12 protein-coding genes are annotated in these 18,065 nt (G+C 69.8%); 5 read left to right on the top strand and 7 right to left on the bottom strand.

Annotated features, from left to right (window positions below):
- Positions 1 to 251: 251 nt before the first annotated feature.
- Entirely contained in the window at positions 252 to 3,431 is a 3,180-nt protein-coding gene (locus WFI52_RS09460) for an efflux RND transporter permease subunit (protein ID WP_336627132.1), read from the top strand.
- Positions 3,432 to 3,634: 203 nt separating this feature from the next.
- On the top strand, positions 3,635 to 5,089 hold the full coding sequence (locus WFI52_RS09455) for an amino acid permease (protein ID WP_336627179.1): 1,455 nt from the start codon (positions 3,635 to 3,637) through the stop codon (positions 5,087 to 5,089).
- A gap of 1 nt (position 5,090) precedes the next feature.
- On the opposite strand, the gene WFI52_RS09450 is transcribed toward WFI52_RS09455, so the two are convergent.
- A complete protein-coding gene (locus WFI52_RS09450; RefSeq protein WP_336627133.1) occupies positions 5,091 to 6,164 on the bottom strand; it encodes a DUF998 domain-containing protein in 1,074 nt (357 codons plus the stop codon).
- Between the two features lie 246 nt (positions 6,165 to 6,410).
- On the opposite strand from WFI52_RS09450, the gene WFI52_RS09445 reads away from it, so the two are divergent.
- The gene (locus WFI52_RS09445) at positions 6,411 to 8,567 is read left to right on the top strand and encodes a DEAD/DEAH box helicase (RefSeq protein ID WP_336627134.1); all 2,157 of its coding nucleotides are present in this window, start codon (positions 6,411 to 6,413) and stop codon (positions 8,565 to 8,567) included.
- Positions 8,568 to 8,600: 33 nt separating this feature from the next.
- Here the strand turns inward: WFI52_RS09445 and WFI52_RS09440 are convergent, their stop codons facing one another.
- Complete coding sequence (locus tag WFI52_RS09440; RefSeq protein WP_336627135.1) at positions 8,601 to 10,673, bottom strand: intein-containing Rv2578c family radical SAM protein; 2,073 nt, start codon at positions 10,671 to 10,673, stop codon at positions 8,601 to 8,603.
- Positions 10,674 to 10,780: 107 nt separating this feature from the next.
- Here WFI52_RS09440 and WFI52_RS09435 point away from each other — a divergent pair, with 107 nt between their 5' ends.
- Positions 10,781 to 11,899 (top strand): M15 family metallopeptidase, encoded by a 1,119-nt coding sequence (locus tag WFI52_RS09435; RefSeq protein ID WP_336627136.1) that lies wholly within the window; start codon positions 10,781 to 10,783, stop codon positions 11,897 to 11,899.
- Between the two features lie 106 nt (positions 11,900 to 12,005).
- Positions 12,006 to 13,169 (top strand): acyl-CoA dehydrogenase family protein, encoded by a 1,164-nt coding sequence (locus WFI52_RS09430; RefSeq protein ID WP_336627137.1) that lies wholly within the window; start codon positions 12,006 to 12,008, stop codon positions 13,167 to 13,169.
- 76 nt (positions 13,170 to 13,245) lie between these two features.
- Here the strand turns inward: WFI52_RS09430 and WFI52_RS09425 are convergent, their stop codons facing one another.
- From WFI52_RS09425 to WFI52_RS09405, 5 genes are all read right to left on the bottom strand, one after another.
- Complete coding sequence (locus WFI52_RS09425) at positions 13,246 to 13,815, bottom strand: ECF transporter S component (RefSeq protein WP_336627138.1); 570 nt, start codon at positions 13,813 to 13,815, stop codon at positions 13,246 to 13,248.
- Positions 13,815 to 14,690: a siderophore-interacting protein gene (locus WFI52_RS09420; protein WP_336627139.1), complete on the bottom strand. Its 876-nt coding sequence runs from the start codon at positions 14,688 to 14,690 to the stop codon at positions 13,815 to 13,817. The genes WFI52_RS09425 and WFI52_RS09420 overlap by 1 nt, the downstream gene beginning before the upstream one ends.
- A gap of 42 nt (positions 14,691 to 14,732) precedes the next feature.
- Positions 14,733 to 15,542, bottom strand: a complete 810-nt coding sequence (locus tag WFI52_RS09415) for an energy-coupling factor transporter transmembrane component T (RefSeq protein ID WP_336627140.1) — start codon at positions 15,540 to 15,542, stop codon at positions 14,733 to 14,735.
- Positions 15,539 to 17,383 carry an ABC transporter ATP-binding protein gene (locus WFI52_RS09410; RefSeq protein ID WP_336627141.1) on the bottom strand — a complete coding sequence of 615 codons (1,845 nt, stop codon included), beginning with the start codon at positions 17,381 to 17,383 and terminating at the stop codon, positions 15,539 to 15,541. The genes WFI52_RS09415 and WFI52_RS09410 overlap by 4 nt, the downstream gene beginning before the upstream one ends.
- 110 nt (positions 17,384 to 17,493) lie before the next feature.
- Positions 17,494 to 18,048 (bottom strand): ECF transporter S component, encoded by a 555-nt coding sequence (locus WFI52_RS09405; RefSeq protein WP_336627142.1) that lies wholly within the window; start codon positions 18,046 to 18,048, stop codon positions 17,494 to 17,496.
- Positions 18,049 to 18,065: the final 17 nt, after the last annotated feature.

Here is an 18,065-nt window from a genome sequence, read left to right as displayed (position 1 = left end):
CCCGGAGCGCGCCGGCCGCGCGGACCCCGGTTCGCGGGTCGGCCCCACCGCGCGTGCGTGGAAACCCGCAGCCCGTCCCTCGCCACCGCAGCGGAATCGCAGATTCGCCCCGGAATCGGATGCCGCGCTCCGACTCGTCCGAATCCGGCGGCGTTCTCCGATTCCGATGACGGCGACTGCCCGTGTGCGCGTGCGAGAATGGCGTCGATACATCCGTGTATCGGAACCGCTTCCTTCCGCAAAGGTCCTCCGTGTCGAATCTCGCCGTCCTGAGCCTGAAGAACCGCGCGCTCATCGCGCTGATCACGATCGTGGCCGCGATCTTCGGAGGGCTCGCCCTCACGAACCTCAAGCAGGAGTTGATCCCGTCGATCGAGTTCCCGCAGCTCTCGGTCGTCACGACGTATCCCGGCGCCTCGCCCGAGGTCGTGAACAACGACGTGTCGACACCGATCGAGACCGCGATCCAGGGCATCGCGGGGCTCGAGTCGACGACGGCGACGTCGACGACGAACGCCTCGATCATCCAGGCCTCCTTCACTTACGGCACCGACCTCGCGACCGCCGAGCAGAAGATCCTGCAGGCCATCAATCGCATCAAGTCGTCGCTGCCGGACGGCGTCGAGCCGAACGTCGTCTCGTTCTCGATCGACGATCTGCCGGTGATCTCCCTCGCTGTCACGGGGTACGACGACGTCGACAAGATCCAGTCGCAGCTCGAGGCCAGCGTCGTCCCCGACCTCGAGGACGTGAAGGGCGTGGCCTCGGCATCCATCATCGGCGGCCAGGGACAGCGCGTGACGATCACGCCCGACCAGGCGAAGCTCGCCGCCGCCGGCTTTACCCAGACGGCGATCACCGACGCGTTGGACCAGAACGGTGTGCTCTTCCCGGGCGGGTCGGTCACCGAGGGCGACCAGAGCCTCACCGTGCAGACGGGGGCGAAGCTCACCTCGGTCGACGAGATCGCCGGCCTGCCGCTCGTGCCCTCGAGCGCCGCCCAGCTCGAGGCCGGTGCGACGACGATCGGCGACGTCGCCGCGGTCGCCCTCGCGAAGGACCCGGTGACATCGATCTCCCGCGTGAACGGAGAGAGCGCCCTCACCCTCTCGATCACGAAGCTGCCCGCGGCGAACACCGTCGACGTGTCCCGCGCCGTCACGGCGCTCCTGCCGAAACTCCAGGACGACATCGGCAGCGGCGCCCGGTTCACCGTCGTCTTCGATCAGGCTCCGTTCATCGAGCAGTCGATCGAGTCGCTCGCGCAGGAGGGTCTGCTCGGACTCGTCTTCGCCGTGCTCGTGATCTTCGTCTTCCTGCTCTCGGTGCGTTCGACGCTCGTCGCTGCGATCTCGATCCCGACGAGCGTGCTCATCACGTTCGTCGGCATCCAGGCCTTCGGGTATTCGCTCAACATCCTCACTCTCGGCGCCCTCACGATCGCGATCGGGCGCGTCGTCGACGACTCGATCGTCGTCATCGAGAACATCAAGCGCCACTACGTCGGCGACGCGGACAAGGGCGACGCGATCCGGCTCGCGGTGCGCGAAGTGGCCGCCGCCATCACGGCATCCACCATCACGACCGTCGCCGTCTTCCTTCCGATCGCGTTCGTGGGCGATACGACCGGTGAGCTCTTCCGGCCGTTCGCGCTCACCGTCACGATCGCGATGACGGCTTCGCTGTTCGTCGCCCTTACGATCGTGCCGGTGCTGGCGTACTGGTTCCTCAAGCCCGGTACCGAAGCGCGCGATGCGGCGGGAAACCCGATCGACCCCGAGGACCCGGCCGCACCGCCCTCGCGGCTGCAGAAGTCCTACCTTCCGATCCTGTCCTGGACGCTCACGCACTCCTGGGTGACGCTGCTCGTCGCCGTGCTCATCCTCGGCGGGACCCTCGCCGCCGCGCCTTTCATGAAGACGAACTTCCTCGGCGACAGCGGCCAGAACACCTTCACGGTGTCGCAGAAGCTCGACCCGGGCGCGTCGTTGGATGCCGAGGACAGCGCCGCGCAGAAGGTCGAGCAGGCGATCCTGGGGGTCGACGGCGTCAAGACCGTGCAGACCTCGATCGGCTCGACCGGCTCGGCCGTGCGCGACGCGTTCGCCGGCGGGTCGTCGGGCATCACCTACTCCATCACGACCGAGACCTCGGCGGACCAGGAGAAGGTGCGCCAGGAGGTGGAGGACGCGACCGGCGCTCTTGACGGCGTCGGCGACATCACGGTCTCGGCCGGACAGGGCGGGTTCGCCTCGAGCAACGTCGAGATCGACGTCACGGCGCCCTCGGCCGACACCCTGCAGACAGCGACGGACGCGGTCATGACAGCGCTCGACGGCAAGGACGGCATCGGGCAGGTCACGTCGAACCTCGCCGCCTCCCTCCCGTACGTCGCCGTCACGGTCGACCGGGCCAAGGCCGCCTCCCTCGGCCTCTCCGAGGTGACGGTCGGGGCTCTGGTGGCGAACACCATGCAGCCGCGCCAGATCGGCACGGTCGAGCTCGACGGCACCGCCGTCACGGTCTACCTGCAGGCCGCCTCCGTGCCGGCGACGATCGACGAGCTGAAGGCGCTGCAGATTCCGACGGCGGCCGGTCCCCTCACCCTCGACCAGGTCGCCACCGTGGCCGAGAGCCAGGGCCCGACCTCCATCACGACGCAGCGCGGACAGCGCACGTCGACGGTGACGGTGACCCCGTCGACCGACAACCTCACCGCCGCCTCGGCCACGGTCACCGCGGTGCTGAAAGACGTCGACCTTCCCACAGGTGCAGACGCGAAGGTGGGGGGCGTGCTCACGCAGCAGCAGGATGCCTTCGGCCAGCTCGGCCTTGCGATGCTCGCCGCGATCCTCATCGTGTACATCGTGATGGTCGCGACGTTCAAGTCGCTCCGCCAGCCCCTGCTGCTGCTCGTCTCCGTGCCGTTCGCGGCGACGGGCGCGATCCTGCTGCAGATCGCGACGGGCGTGCCGCTCGGGGTGGCTTCGCTCATCGGCGTCCTCATGCTCATCGGCATCGTCGTGACGAACGCGATCGTGCTCGTCGACCTCGTGAACCAGTACCGCGAGAAGGGGCTGTCGGCGCACGACGCCGTCGTCGCCGGCGGCTCGCGACGCCTCCGGCCGATCCTCATGACCGCGCTCGCGACGATCTTCGCCCTCACACCGATGGCGCTCGGAATCACGGGGCACGGCGGATTCATCTCGCAGCCGCTCGCCATCGTCGTGATCGGCGGTCTCATCTCGTCGACGGTGCTCACCCTGCTCGTCCTCCCGACGCTGTACAACCTCGTCGAGGGTGCCCGCGAGCGCCGGCACGCGCGGCGCGCGGGCGCGGACGGCGCGGACGGGGCGACGGATGCCTCGGCATCCACCCCGGAGGCGGAGCTGCACCCGCGGCGCGCCCTGCGCGAGCAGCACGAGGGCTGAGCGCCGGAGCGCAGACGCATGTCGGCGCATATTGTCGTGCGACTGTAACGCCGGCAGGAGTACCGTGAGGCCTCAACCCGCGACGCGGGCTGAGGAGGCGAACGATGGATGACGAGCTGACGGCGCGCGAGCGCGGTATGCGGCATGCCCCGCACGACCCCGAGCAGGCGCTCGAGAACGAGCGGGAGCTCACGGGCGACGTGATGCTCGCCGCCGAGGATTTCTCCAGCGAAGAGGCCGGCTACCACAAGACGCTCAAGCCCCGGCAGATCCAGATGATCGCCATCGGCGGCGCGATCGGCACGGGTCTGTTCATGGGCGCCGGATCGCGACTGAACACGTCGGGGCCGGCGCTCGTGCTCGTCTACCTCGTCTGCGGGTTCTTCGCGTTCCTGATCCTCCGGGCGCTCGGCGAGCTCGTCCTGCACCGCCCCTCGTCGGGATCGTTCGTGTCGTACGCGCGCGAGTTCTACGGCGAGAAGATGGCGTACACGGCGGGCTGGCTGTACTTCCTCAACTGGGCGTTCACGTCGATCGTCGATGTCACCGCGGTCGCCCTCTACGTCAAATTCTGGGCGCAGTACTGGGAGCCGCTGCAGGCGGTGCCCCAGTGGCTCATCGCGCTCGTGGCCCTTGCCGTCGTGCTCTCGCTCAACCTCGTCTCGGTGAAGGTCTTCGGCGAGATGGAGTTCTGGTTCGCGCTCATCAAGGTCTTCGCCCTGGTCACTTTCCTCATCATCGGCATCGTCTTCCTCGTCATGAACGGCAAGACGGATGCCGGCGCGACGGGCCTGTCCGTCATCGCCGAGAACGGCGGCTGGTTCCCCACGGGGGCCATCGCCCCCGTGCTCGCCATCTCGGGCGTCGTGTTCGCCTACGCGGCGATCGAGCTCGTCGGGACGGCGGCCGGTGAGACGGCGAACCCGCGCGAGGTCATGCCCCGCGCCGTCAACACGGTGGTGATCCGCATCGCCGTCTTCTACGTCGGCTCGGTGCTCCTCCTCTCGCTCCTGCTGCCCTACACGCTCTACAAAGCGGGCGAGTCGCCCTTCGTCACGTTCTTCTCCCACATCGGCTCTCCCGAGGCTGGCGCGATCTCGGCATCCATCATGAACTTCGTCGTGCTGACGGCCGCGCTCTCGTCTCTCAACGCCGGTCTGTACTCGACGGGCCGCATCCTGCGCTCGATGGCCGTCAACAGCTCGGCGCCGCGCTTCACCGAGGTCATGAGCCGGACGGGCGTGCCATACGGCGGCATCCTGCTCACCGCCGTCATCACGCTCTGCGGCGTCGGGCTCAACGCCCTCTTCCCCTCGCAGGCGTTCGAGATCGTCCTCGAGGTCTCGGCGCTGGGAATCATCGGCGGGTGGGCGACGATCATCCTCTGCCAGATCAAGCTGCAGCGGTGGGCGAAGAAGGGGCTCGCGGAGCGGCCATCGTTCCGACTGTTCGGGGCTCCGTTCACGTCGTACCTGACGCTCGCGTTCCTCGCGTTCGTCCTCGTCACGATGGGGTTCTCCGAGACGGGTAGATGGGTATTGGCATCCACCGTCGTCCTCGTACCGCTCCTCATCATCGGGTGGTTCGCGTACCGCCCGCGCATCCAGCAGGCGGCGCGGGAGCGCGAGGGGTACACCGGCACGCTGCCGGTGCTCTGACTCAGCCCTGCAGCGGCTCGGGCTGGTCGGCGACCCCCATGAAGCGGATGAAGACCGCAAGCCAGCCGAAGATCAGCGCGAAGACGATGATCTCGAACGCGGTCAACCCGAAGTAGCCGACGGCGAACAGGACGATCGACGCGACGAGCGCGGCGAGGAACGCCCACGCCGAGAGGAAGTACGCCCGCGGCATCCGCCGCACGATCCACGGGCCGCCGATGAGCAGCACGAGGAACATCAGCGCCATGCCGGATGCCGACAGGTTGTGCAGCAGCATGTTCACGTCGACGGGGAAGATCCCGACGCACGCGAGCATGATGCCCATGATCGCGAGGGCGGTGGTGACGATCCGTGTGCCGCGCGACGACTCGCCGATGCCCCGCAGGTCGTGGCCGACGTAGAGGGTGAAGGTCGTGACGAGCAGACCGCCCGCGATGAGCGTGCCGTTGAACAGGAAGCTCGACAGATCGTCGAACGTGCCGAGCTGACTGAAGTGGTACTCCCACCACTTCGGGTCGCTCGTCGTGAGCATGGCGGCGATCGTGCCGATCGCGATGAAGCTCACGAGGAGGCTCGTCAGGCGCTGCGTCGTGATGCGGGATGCCGACAGGTACGTCAGCCACGCGGCGATCCCCGCCGTGACGGCGAGCAGGACGGTCGTCCAGAACCCGTTCAGCTGCACGCCGATGAAGCACCGCGCGAGGACGGCATAGGCGGCGAGGGTCGCGATCGTCGCGAGCGCGACGTGCGCGATGACGACCGACACCGTCGAGATCACGTAGCGCACGCTCGTGATCTGCCGACGCCACAGCTCGCTCGACGTGGTGCGGGCACGCCAGTATCCGACCGCAGAACACACGGCTGCCGCGACCGCGGCGGCGACGGCGGCCCACACCGCGAAGCTCCACTCGCCCCAGAGCGCGGTCGTCGCCTGCGCGAGCCCGAGCAGGAGGCCGACGACGGCACCGGCGGCGCCGGAGATCATCGCCGCGAGAATCGCCTCGGACTCGGCGCGCAGGCTCGGCTGGTCGGGGGTGGCGTCGATGCCGGTGACGATGGCGCCCGGTGTGGTCATGGCGTCAGTGTAGAGCGGTGCGGCGGCTTCACAGGCGCGCGGGCTACAGTAGTCGGGTCGGCTTCGGACACCGCGTGCTGCGCGGGTGGGTTTGTGAGTCAGAGGGGCCGATGGTGAGCGCCGATCGGCGCGCATGAACCATCACTGAATGGCCCCGGCCGACGGATGTCCGGGTAGCTCGTCGCGTTCCCCACGGGAACGCGGACGGGCGCTGTTCTCGTGCGAGACAACCCAGAAGGATTCCCCATGCCCAAGAACAAGAAGCCCGCCGGCGGAAGCCGCGCGCAGAGTTTCGAACCGCGCTACGGCGCGAAGAAGACCTCCTACCAGGATGCGAAGCGCCGTCCCGGCCAGTCGTCCGCCGGCAAGCCCGGGTCCAAGAGCCCGAGCCACCGCGGGTACCGCCCGGAGCCGGAGAACGGCACCGGCGCTCCCGTGAAGAAGCAGCGCTGGAACGCGCAGGAGCGCGCCGGCCGCGACGAGGCCCGCGGCATCCGTTCGCACGCCGCCGGTCGCGATGATCGCGACGCGCGTCCGGCCCGCGACGAGCGCCGCGACCGGGGATTCGGCGACCGTCCGCGCCGCGACGAGCGTGGTCACGGCGACCGGCGTGTGCAGAACTCCTTCGATTCGGGCTCGGAGCGCCCGAATCGGCGCGAATCCGGTCAGAACGGCGGGGATCGAAGGAGTTATGACCGTTCCGCCCGTGGGTACGATCGCCCTGCCCGCGCTTTCGAGGACCGCCCAGCCCGGTCGTACGATGACCGCCAGCCGCGCGATGACCGTCCGCGGCGTTCGTTCGACGATCGTCCCCGCGGCGAGCGCCAGCCGCGCGATGACCGCCGCACCTTCGGTGACGCGCGCCCGTCGTTCCGTGACGACCGCCCGCGTCGCGATGACCGTCCGGCTCCGTCGTTCCACGACCGCCCGCGTCGTGGGGCGGGGGACCGCCCTGTGCGCAACTCCTTCGATTCGCGCCCGGAACGGCGCGAACGGCCCGATTTCAGCCCGAGCGGCTCGGATCGAAGGAGTTATGACCGCCCGGCTCGCTCGTTCGACGACCGCCCGCGTCGCGACGATCGGCCCGCATACGGCGGCAATCGCTCCGATTGGCACGCTGACGCGAAGGATGCCGCGAAGCGCAAGGCCTTCGAGGAGCATGCCGACACGGTCCACGAGAAGCTGCAGGCAGAGGCCATCCAGGCCGAAGAGGTCGCCGATGCGACGTTCGGTCAGCTCGGCCTCGGCGACAACATCGTGCGGGCGCTGGCCGACCTCGGCGCGGCATCCCCGTTCCCGATCCAGGCCGCGACGATCGCTCCGATCCTCGAGGGCAAGGACGTGCTCGCCCGTGGTCGCACCGGCTCGGGCAAGACGATCGCCTTCGGAGCGCCGCTGGTCGAGTCGATCCTGCGCAGCCAGGCAGGCAAGCGCCGCGAGTTCGGTCGCAGCCCGAAGGCGCTGATCCTCGCGCCCACGCGCGAGCTCGCGCTGCAGATCGACCGCACGATCCAGCCGATCGCGCGGAGCGTCGGCCTGTTCACGACCCAGGTGTACGGCGGTGTGCCGCAGGCGCGCCAGGTGGGCGCGCTGAAGAAGGGCGTCGACATCGTCATCGGCACGCCGGGGCGCATCGAGGACCTGCAGAATCAGGGCAAGCTCGACCTCTCCGAGATCCGCATCGTCGTGCTCGATGAGGCCGACCACATGTCCGAGCTCGGGTTCCTCGAGCCGATGCAGCGCCTGCTGCGCCTCGTGCCGTCGGACGCGCAGAAGCTCCTGTTCTCGGCCACCCTCGACCGCGAGGTCGCCGCGCTCGTCGACGAGTTCCTCGTCGAGCCCGCGGTCTACGAGGTGGCCGGCGAGGACCAGGATTCGGGCACGATCGACCACCGTGTCCTCGTGATCGACCACCGCGACAAGGCCGAGATCCTCACGAACCTCGTCGATCGCGACGGCAAGACGCTCGTCTTCGCCCGCACCCGCGCTTACGCCGAGATGCTCGCCGAGCAGTTCGACGATGCCGGCATCAAAGCGGTTGCCCTCCACGGCGACCTGAACCAGGCCAAGCGCACGCGGAACCTCGAGCGGCTCACCTCGGGCCGGGTCGATGTGCTCGTGGCGACGGACGTCGCGGCCCGCGGCATCCATGTCGACGACATCGACCTGGTGATTCAGGCCGACGCCCCCGACGAGTACAAGACGTACCTGCACCGCTCGGGTCGCACGGGTCGTGCGGGGCGCAGCGGCACCGTTGTGACGCTCATCACGCGCCAGCGTCGCCGGCGCATGACCGAGATGCTCGACCGTGCTGAGATCGATGCCCCGTTCGAAGAGGCGCGTCTCGGTGACGACCTTCTCGAGGAGCTGAGCGGACGTCAGCAGTCGCACGTCGACCGCTGATCGCCCGCTGATCGAACGCGGACCGCTCGCCGGTCAGAAGAGCCGGTCGCCGGTTGCCCGCCCCGTCGTCCTGACGGGCCCCGGGCGCGGCGGCCGGCTCTCGACGTCTTCCTCGGCGCCGCCGGCGAGTCGGTGTCGGCGCAGCAGCGGTCGCACACGCGCGGCGAGCTGCTTCCGGTAGCCGTCGGGCGCGTAGGCGGATGCTCCCGGGTAGAGCCCGCGGTACGCCGGGACGAGTTCGGGCCTCGTCTGAGAGAGCCACTCCCAGAACCACTCCTTCGCGCCCGGGCGCAGATGCAGCGCACCGAACACGACGCGCGCGCCTCCCGCTGCGCGGATGCGCGCGAGGGCGTCGTCGAGCAGCGGGGTGCTGTCGGTGAGGTGCGGCAGGACCGGCATGAGGAAGACCGTCACGCGGAACCCGGCATCGGCGGCGGCCCGCACCGTCGCGAGCCGGGCGGCGGCGGTCGGCGTGCCGGGCTCGAGCGACTGCTGCAGCGCATCGTCGAAGACGGCGATCGACATCGCGATCGACACGGGAACGGATGCCGCGGCATCCGTCAGCAACGGCAGGTCTCGGCGCAGGAGCGTGCCCTTCGTGAGGATGGAGAAGGGCGTGCCGCTCTCCGCCAGGGCTCCGATGATCCCGGGCATGAGCGCGTAGCGACCTTCCGCCCGCTGGTACGGATCGGTGTTCGTGCCGAGGGCGACCGGCTCACGCAACCAGGACGGCTTCGCGAGCTCGCGGCGCAGCACGTCGCCGACGTTCGTCTTCACGACGATCTGCCGATCGAAATCGGCCCCGGCGTCGAGGTCGAGATACGTGTGCGTGTTCCGGGCGAAGCAGTTGTGACTGATGACCCCACCCGCGACGAAGTCCCCTGTGCCGGTCGTGATGTCGACCATCTCGATATCGACGCCGAGGTCTTCGATCGACACGATGTGAAGATCAGCCGCTGTCTTCACCGCTTCTCCCGCAAGCGCGAGCTTTCTCGTGATGGCCGGCCGGGCGATGTCGAAGAAGCGGCGTCGCGACGGGAGTCCGCCGGTAAGACGCACCGTGACGACGCCGGAGGCGCGCGGCGGTTCGATCCGGTAGGGCAGGTCGAAGAGATCGAGCGCGTGCGCGATCGCCGTGATGAGCTCGGGACTCTTGTTGGTGATGCGCAGGATGCCACGTGAACACGATCCTTCTGCGTCGAAGATCCCACCCAGGAATCCCGCAGACCATGCCTTCGTCGGCGCCTCGGGGATCGTGGCGAGCTCCTCGATGCGCGCAACCTGCCCAGATCTGGCTGTATGCAGGGCGGTCATCGAACGTCGGACCGGGGATGCCGGGGTGAAGGGGCGTTCGGTGACCGTGATCCCTTCATCGGCGAGGTATCGCCGTGTGAGGTCGAGAGCCTCGTGATCCGCCAACGCCAGCCGGAATCGATGGATGTCCCGTGTGCGCTCGCCATCGTCGTAGGACCCGTGGAAGATCATCCCGTCGCCGCGAATCATCCCCGAGAGGTAGCCGCGGCGGAACTTCGCGTCGTCGGGCTCGACATCGGGCTCGGGTCGGCGGCCGAACCCCATCAGGCGATTCGACGTCGTGAGGTAAGGGCGGCGTCCCCGACCGGACATCGTACCTTTCACGTGCTTCCACCCCCGTTCGGTGAGGAAGCGGTGGTCGGCGCTGGCGACGATCTCCGTGCCGTCGGCCAAGGTCACCCGGTACGCCCGCTTCACAGAGGTCCACTTCGCCAGCACCGAGGTCGTGATGTACCGCCGGTACGTGCCCTCTTGCCGCGTGCCCATGATCCGATCTCCGACCGAGAGTTCACCGAGCAGGCGGTGGCGCCCATCGGCGAGCAGGATCGGGGTGTCGGGGGAGAGGCAGTAAGAGCATGCGTGTGTGCAGCCCCGATAGGGGTTGACCGTCCAGTCGAAGGGCATCGCCGAGCCGCGCGGCACGTGGTTCAGGGCCGACTTCGCGCGCACCTCGTGGAAGGTCACCCCCTGGAATGCGGGCGTTCGGACCGACCGCACGAGAGATCCCAGGGACTCGAGACCGGGGAGTGCCGCGGCATCCGTCTGTTCGAGAGTTTGTCCGTGCCACCGCATACAGTCAGTGGAACATAGATACGAAGATCGAGCAAGGGGTGAGGTCGTGAAGACGGAGATCTGAGTGCTCACGGCGGGGTCACGGGTGCGCACGTCAGAATGGGTGGGTGATCCCTCCCGAGCCGTTGCCGTCTCGACGCACGCTCCGCGCCGAGCGTGAGCGCTCAGGCGAGGCGCCCGAGACGGCGTCCGAGGCCACGCCCGCTGCGGCGCCGGAGGCGAACCCCGTCGAGCGGATCGGCCCACGGCGGGCCGGTCACGCCTCCGCGCCATCCGCGCCGCCTGCCGTTCGAGCTCGACAGCGCGCCTTGTCGCCCACGCGGCGCACACTGATCGTCGCCGTCGCGGCGGTGCTGCTCATTTCCGCCATCGCCGCCGCCGTCGCCCTCGGCGGGCGTGGCGGGACGTCGACCGCGGATGCCACACAGCAGACCCGCGTCGAGCCGGTCCCCGCGGCGACGTCCCTTCCGGTCCCGGCCCAATCCGCGGCGGCGGTCGTCGCCGCAGGGTGCGACGACCCGGCGGTGACGACGGCCCTGACGCAGGGATCGGATGCCGACGTGATCGCCGCGTTCGGCGGGGCGACAGCGTTCCGAGACCTGGTGGCGAGCGGCGAAGCGCCGTGCGTGAACCTCGCTGACCCGGTGCACGAGTGGCTCGTGGTCAACAAGCAGCGTCCCCTGAATCCGATCGAGTGGGAGCCGGACACCGTCGTTGCGCCCGCCGACATGCAGCGGACCGTCGACGGTCGGCTGCGCCCCGCGGCGGCGGATGCCCTGACGGCACTCGTCGCCGCCGCGCAGAACGAGGGCGTCGGTGCGATCGGGCTGAACAGTGCGTTCCGCTCGTTCGACTCGCAGACCCGCACGTACAACGGCTATGTGAACTCGCTCGGGCGCGAGGCGGCCGACCTGCAGAGCGCCCGCCCCGGCTTCAGCGAGCATCAGACCGGGCTCGCGACGGACGTTGCGGCGTGCGCCGGCGGCTGCGGGGCGATCGAGTCCTTCGGCGGGACGGCGCAGGGCGCCTGGGTCGCGGCGAACGCGTGGCGATTCGGCTTCATCGTGCGCTACGAAGACGGTCAGACCGCCATCACCGGGTATCAGGCCGAGCCCTGGCATCTGCGCTACATCGGCCCCGAACTCGCGCAGGTCTATCACGACGGCGGCTTCCACACCCTCGAGGACTTCTTCGGCCTTCCGGCCGCGCCCGACTACGTCGACTGACTCGCCGCGACCGCGTGCCACAGCGGATGAAACCCAGTACCATGAATAGCGGGACATGATCCCACCACGTCAGGCTCGACGACGAGACACGGAAGGCAGGCGCAGCATGGAGCGCAACATCTACGACGAGGACCACGAGGCGTTCCGCGACGTCGTCAAGGAGTTCGTGAAGCGCTACGCCACCGAAGAGAAGCGCAAGCAGTGGGAGGCGGACGGCGAGGTCGACCGCGCCACCATGCGGGCCGCCGGCGAGGCCGGCATCATCGGGCTCTCCGTTCCCGAGGAGTTCGGCGGCGCGGGCATGCTGCAGGACTACCGTTTCCGCGCGATCGTGCTCGAAGAGATCATCGGTGCGGGCCAGGGCTCGCTCGCAGGCGCCCTCGGCATCCAAGACGACCTCGCCGTGCCGTACATCGTCCACATGGGCACACAGGAGCAGAAGGAGAAATGGCTCCCCGGCATGGCGACCGGCGAGATCCTCGGCGCCCTCGCGATGACCGAGCCGGGTGCGGGCAGCGACCTGCGCGGCATCAAGACGACGGCGAAGAAGGTCGACGGCGGCTACCTCGTCAACGGGGCGAAGACGTTCATCTCCTCGGGCAAGACCGCCGACATGGTCGTCACGTTCGTCAAGACGGGCGAGGGGAACCGGCCGGATGCCTTCAGCCTGCTGATCCTCGAAGACGGGATGGAGGGCTTCGAGCACTCGAAGAAGCTCGAGAAGATGGGCTTCCACGGCTGGGACACCGCCGAGCTCAGCTTCACCGACGTGTTCGTCCCCGAGGCGAACCTGATCGGCGGCAAGGAGGGCCTCGGCTTCATCCAGCTCATGATGAACCTTCCCCTCGAGCGCCTCTCGATCGGCGTCGCCGCGGCAGCTGCGGGCGAGGCGGCTTTCGCCTGGACGCGCGACTACGTCATCAGCCGCGAGGCGTTCGGTGAGCGCATCGCCGACTTCCAGAACACGCGCTTCCGTCTCGCCGACATGGCGACGACGGTCGACGTCATGTGGGCCTACATCGACCGCGCGATGGAGCTCTACGCCGACAAGAAGCTCACGGCCGAAGAGGCCGCGAAGGTCAAGTTCTGGGCGACCGACCGCGAGGCGGAGCTGCTCGACATCGGCGTCCAGCTGCACGGCGGCTACGGCTACATCACCGAGTACCCGATCGCGCGCGCCTACCTGGACGCCCGCGTCCACCGCATCTACGGTGGCACGAACGAGATCATGCGAGACCTCGTCTCGCGCCAGATCGTCGGCAAGCGCTGAGCGCAGGGCGCGCCCCGCGCGTCGAAAGCAGGCTGGATCGACCGGAACGCGCGCCGCGAGGCGCGGATCCGTCGGTTCAGCCTGCTTTCGCGACGCCCGGGACCTCGGCGGGCCGCCGGCGGGCGAGCCGGGCGACGCCGGCCTCGCGCAGGCGATCGGCGATGACGATCGCGAGGAACGTCCCCGCGATGCAGGATGCCGTGCACAGCGCGATGAACCCGACCACGAGACCCGGGGCCATCGCCCACAGATCGAACGACTGCGCCGCGAGCAGCGGGTAGGCGACGCCCATCGCGAGCGCTCCCGCATAGTGGAGCCACGTGCTCCAGCGCCGGTACAGCGTCACGAGGAACGGCAGCTCGGGGAAGAACGACCAGAACAGCGTCGTCAGGATCGCGCTCGCGGTGTAGAACGGCGCGAGCGCGAGCCCCGAGATGAGGCCGACGAGCAGCCCCGCGAACGGGCGCTGCAGGAGCCGCAGCGCGATCACGGCGGGCATGACCCACAGCCCCGCGATCGCGACCGAGGCGAAGGGCACCGTCGCGAACAGCGCGACCGAGAGCCACCAGCCGACCGCCAGGACGATGCCGCCCGCGACGCCGATCGCGGCGCACGTCAGGAGGAACGCGGTCGTGACCCTGCCCATCAGCGGCCTCCCGCCGGCTGCGCCTGCTCCGATTTCGGGGCGGGCGACGCGGCGCCCACCCGCCAGTACCCGATGAAGCTGATCCGGTCCTTGCCCAGGCCTTGGGCGACGAGGCGGCGTCGCCCCGCGGTCGGCAGCGACTGCTCTCCGACGATGAAGGCATGCGTGTCGGATGCCGGGGCCTGGAGCTTCTCGAGCTCCGCGAGCGCGAGCGATCCGGGCTTCTGCCCGGCATCCCGCACCAGCCACCGCACGTTGATGCCGGCCGGCGCGTCGAACGGCAGGACGTCCTCGGCCGACGGGGCCTCGATCAGCGCGATGCCCGTCGCAGACGACGGCAGCGAGGCGCAGATGCCGGCCACGGCGGGCACGCCGGTCTCATCGGCGACGAGCAGCAGGTTCTCCACGCCGCGGGCGGGATTGAATCGCAGCCCCTCGTCGATGATGACGACGGACTCGCCCGGCTCGGCGGCATCCGCCCACCGCGACGCGGGCCCGGCCGTGGGCCCCGAGCCGTGCAGCACGAAGTCGACGTCGATCTCGGGCCCTCCCGACTCGCCGACAGCGCGGTACGCGCGCACCGTGTAGTTGCGCATCACGGGGCGCACGCCGTCGGGGATGCGCAGGTACTTGAGGTACCCGAAGATCTTGTTCGCCTTCGCCGGGATGCGCTCGAGGCCTTCGTCGCCGCCGTCACCCGAGTGGGGGAGGAAGAGCCGGAACCACTGGTCGTAGCCGAGCGCGGTGAACCGCGCGATGTCGCCGCCGCCGAGCGTGATGCGCATCCAGTGCGGGCTGAGCCGTTCGGTGCGCAGTACCTCGAGGCGCAGCAGCTCCTGCACCGCGGGGGCGACGAGAGCGGAGGTCCGGGCCATGCGGGGTCCTTTCGTCGGGTGGTCGGCGGCGATACCGCCGCGTCAGAGCGTCCAGGGGAAGAAGGCGACGAGGATGCCGGCACTCACGATCCAGAAGAGGGCGACGAACGTACTGTCGCGCGCACGCCACGGCACAAGGTGGCGCTCGGTGCGGTCGGAATGCGCGCCGAACGCGCGGGCGTCCATCGCGAGCGCGACGCGCTCGGCATGCCGGATCGCTCCGGCCAGCAGCGGCACGATGTAGCCCCACCAGCGGGCGACCGCGGCGAACGGACCCCGCCCGCCGTGCGCTCCGCGCACGCGGTGCGCCTGCCGGATGACGTCGAGCTCGTACCCGAACCGCGGCACGAACCGGAATGCGGCGAGAGCCGTGTAGCCGATCCGGTACGGCACGCGCAGCTGCTGCACCGCGGCCCGCACGAGGTCGGGACCGCTCGTCGTGAGGCCGGCGAGGAGGGCGAGGCTCACGATCGCGGCCAGTCGCAGGCCCGTCGCCATGCCGACGGCGAGGGCTCCGCCGTACAGCGACCAGTTTCCGATCTGCAGCACCGTGACGGACGTGTCGACGCGCGAGGCATCCGTCCACACCGACATGCCGAGGCCGAGGACGAGGGCCGCGGCGGGGATCGCGACGGCGAGGACGAGGGCGATCCGGGCGGTGAGTCGGGCGCCCGCGAGCAGGACGACGTACGCGATTACGAGGAACACGAGCGGCGTCGTCAGGTCGCGCACGAACACCAGCACGAGCATCGCGGGGAGTGGCGCGAGGAGCTTCGCGAGCGGATTGAGGGCGTACAGGAATCGGCCGGAAGCCTCGACGCGGGCGTAGGGATCGAACGCTGCGGCGGTCACGACGCGACCTCTGCGACGGGCGCGGGTAGGTCGGCCAGGCGCGTCACTCCCGCGAACTGCGGGTGCCGCGTCATGCCGGAGAACGCGCGGCGCAGCGGCGGCTGGCGCAGGCCCGCCGACCGGAGGAGCGCGTCGTCGGCGAACACGTCGTGCGTCGGGGCGTCGCGCAGGATCCGTCCGTCGCCGACGACGATCGTGCGGTCGGCGTGCTCCGTGACGAGCTGCATGTCGTGAGTGACGACGAGCACCGTCGTCCCCTCGCGTCGCAGCGCGTCGAGGAGGCCGAGGAGCTCGTCAGCGCGGGCGCGGTCCTGCCCGAACGTGGGCTCGTCGAGCGCGAGGACGGGCGCACCCGCGACGAGCGCCGTGCCGACGGAAAGTCGCCGCTTCTGCCCGCCGGAGAGGAGGAAGGGGTGCACATCGGCTTTGTCTTCGAGGCCGAACCGGCGCAGCATCTCGGTCGTGCGAGCGCGGACCTCGTCGTCGGGGAGGTGCTGCAGGCGCAGTCCGTGCGCGAGCTCGTCGAAGACCGTGTGTGCGATGAACTGGTGCTCGGGGTTCTGGAAGACGAACCCGATCCGCCGCGACAGCGTGCGCAGGTCGGTGCGGGCGATGTCGGCACCCGCGATCGTGACCTGGCCGCGCGGCACCGGCACCACGCCGGCGATCGACTGCAGCAGGGTGGTCTTTCCCGCGCCGTTCGCGCCGACGATCGCGACGAACTCTCCGGCGTGCACGTCGAGATCGATGCCGTGCAGGATCTCGGCCCTGCCGCGGCGGGTCCGCAGGCCCCGCACCCGGATCAGCGGTTCAGTATTCAGTCCCGTTGAGCGGCTGAGCCCCGAATCCGGCCGATTCCGGGCCTCGGCGGGCGGGGAGACTGAATTGCGAACGCCCGCGACGGATGCCGAGGTCGCCGCCGGGGCCGGGGCCGCCGGCGCATCCGCCGCGTCGAGTGCCGTGCGCAGTTCGTGGGGATCGATCGGGAGGGGATCGAGGGTCCATCCGGCCGCGCGCAGCCGCAGTGCCGCGAGCGTGGCGACCGGCAGCCAGACACCCATCGTGTGGAGTTCCTGCGCGCGTCGGCGCAGCACGTCGTCGACGGTGCCGTCGGCGTGCGTGCGGCCGTCATGATCGAGCACGACGACGCGGTCGGTGATGCGCGCGGCGGCGTCGAGGTTGTGCTCGATCAGCACGATCGCGCGGTCACCCGCCGCGACGAGGTCCTCGAGGGCGGCGTAGACCTCTTCGATACCCTGCGGGTCGAGGTTCGCCGTCGGCTCGTCGAGCACGAGCAGGGGGGAACCCATCGCAAGGGCGCACGCGATCGCGAGGCGCTGCCGGCCACCGCCGGACAGTCGATCGGGGTTCTCGTGACGGCGCTCCCACAGCCCCACGCGGCGCAGGGCGTCCTCGCTGCGCGAGAGGACCTCGTCCACCGGCATCCTGAGGTTCTCCGGGGCGAACGCGACCTCGTCGAGGAGTGTCCCGGTCACGAGCTGGGCATCGGGGTCCTGAAAGACCATTCCGACGTGCGTCGAGAGGACGGCGACGGGGGTCTGCTGCGTGTCGAGGCCGGCGACCTGCACCGTGCCGGTGAGAGATGCCGGAACCGCGTGCGGGATGAGCCCGTTGAGGGCGAGGGCCAGCGTGGACTTGCCCGCGCCGCTCGGCCCGAGGAGTAGGACAACCTCGCCGCGCGCGACCGAGAAGCTCGCCGCCGCGGGAGTCGGTGTCTCGGCGCCCTCATGACGGATGCCGACATCGCGCACTGCGAGGAGGGGCGGAACGGTGTCGCCGGAATGCCGGACGATCGCCGCTCCGGAGACGGTCGAGGTCACGGTCATCCCAGCTGATCGGCGGAAGGGGTCGGTGCTAGCTTAGGCGTGCCTAACCTGCATAGCCAACCGTCGACGATGGGCGAATGCGCTGCACGCGGCGGCGCGCACCGTCAGCGACCGGCGGCGGTGCGCGCGACGCCCGCGCGCCGCAGCGAAGCGCCGATGCCGAGCCCGACGGCCGTCCACGCGACGGGGCCGAGGACCGACAGCGCGAGGTACGCGACCTGCGCCCACAGCGGCAGCACGCTCATGTGGGCCGCGAAGAAGACGACGACGGCGACGAGCGCGCCGATGACGACGGCGGAGATGAAGAATCGCCACGCCCCCCACGAGCGGTACCGCGTGAGCGCGGCGACGCCTTCTTGGATGCCGCCGAAGAGCAGAGCCGTCCCGATGAAGCGCCCCGCCCATGCCGGGTTGAACGCGCTCGCGACGATCGCGGCCATCACGTGCGAGAGGACGGCGACGAGCGGGAGCCGCAGCACCTCCTGCGCGATGATCCCGGGAAGCACGTGCGCGCCCAGCAGCAGCCCGTAGGCGAACGGGAGGGTCGCCAGGATCACCGGCGTGAGAAGGCCTGCGATGCCGCCGACGATGCCCGTGGCGACGCCGACCGCCGCGCACACGAGAAGAACGCGCGTCGACAGGATCGGGTTCCGGGCCACGCCTCCAGCGTACCGGC

The organism is Microbacterium sp. MMO-20, from assembly GCF_037147735.1.
Classification (GTDB): Bacteria; Actinomycetota; Actinomycetes; order Actinomycetales; family Microbacteriaceae; genus Microbacterium.
The sequence above is the reverse complement of the archived record's forward strand: the minus strand, read 5'-3'. Positions and strand labels throughout refer to the sequence as shown.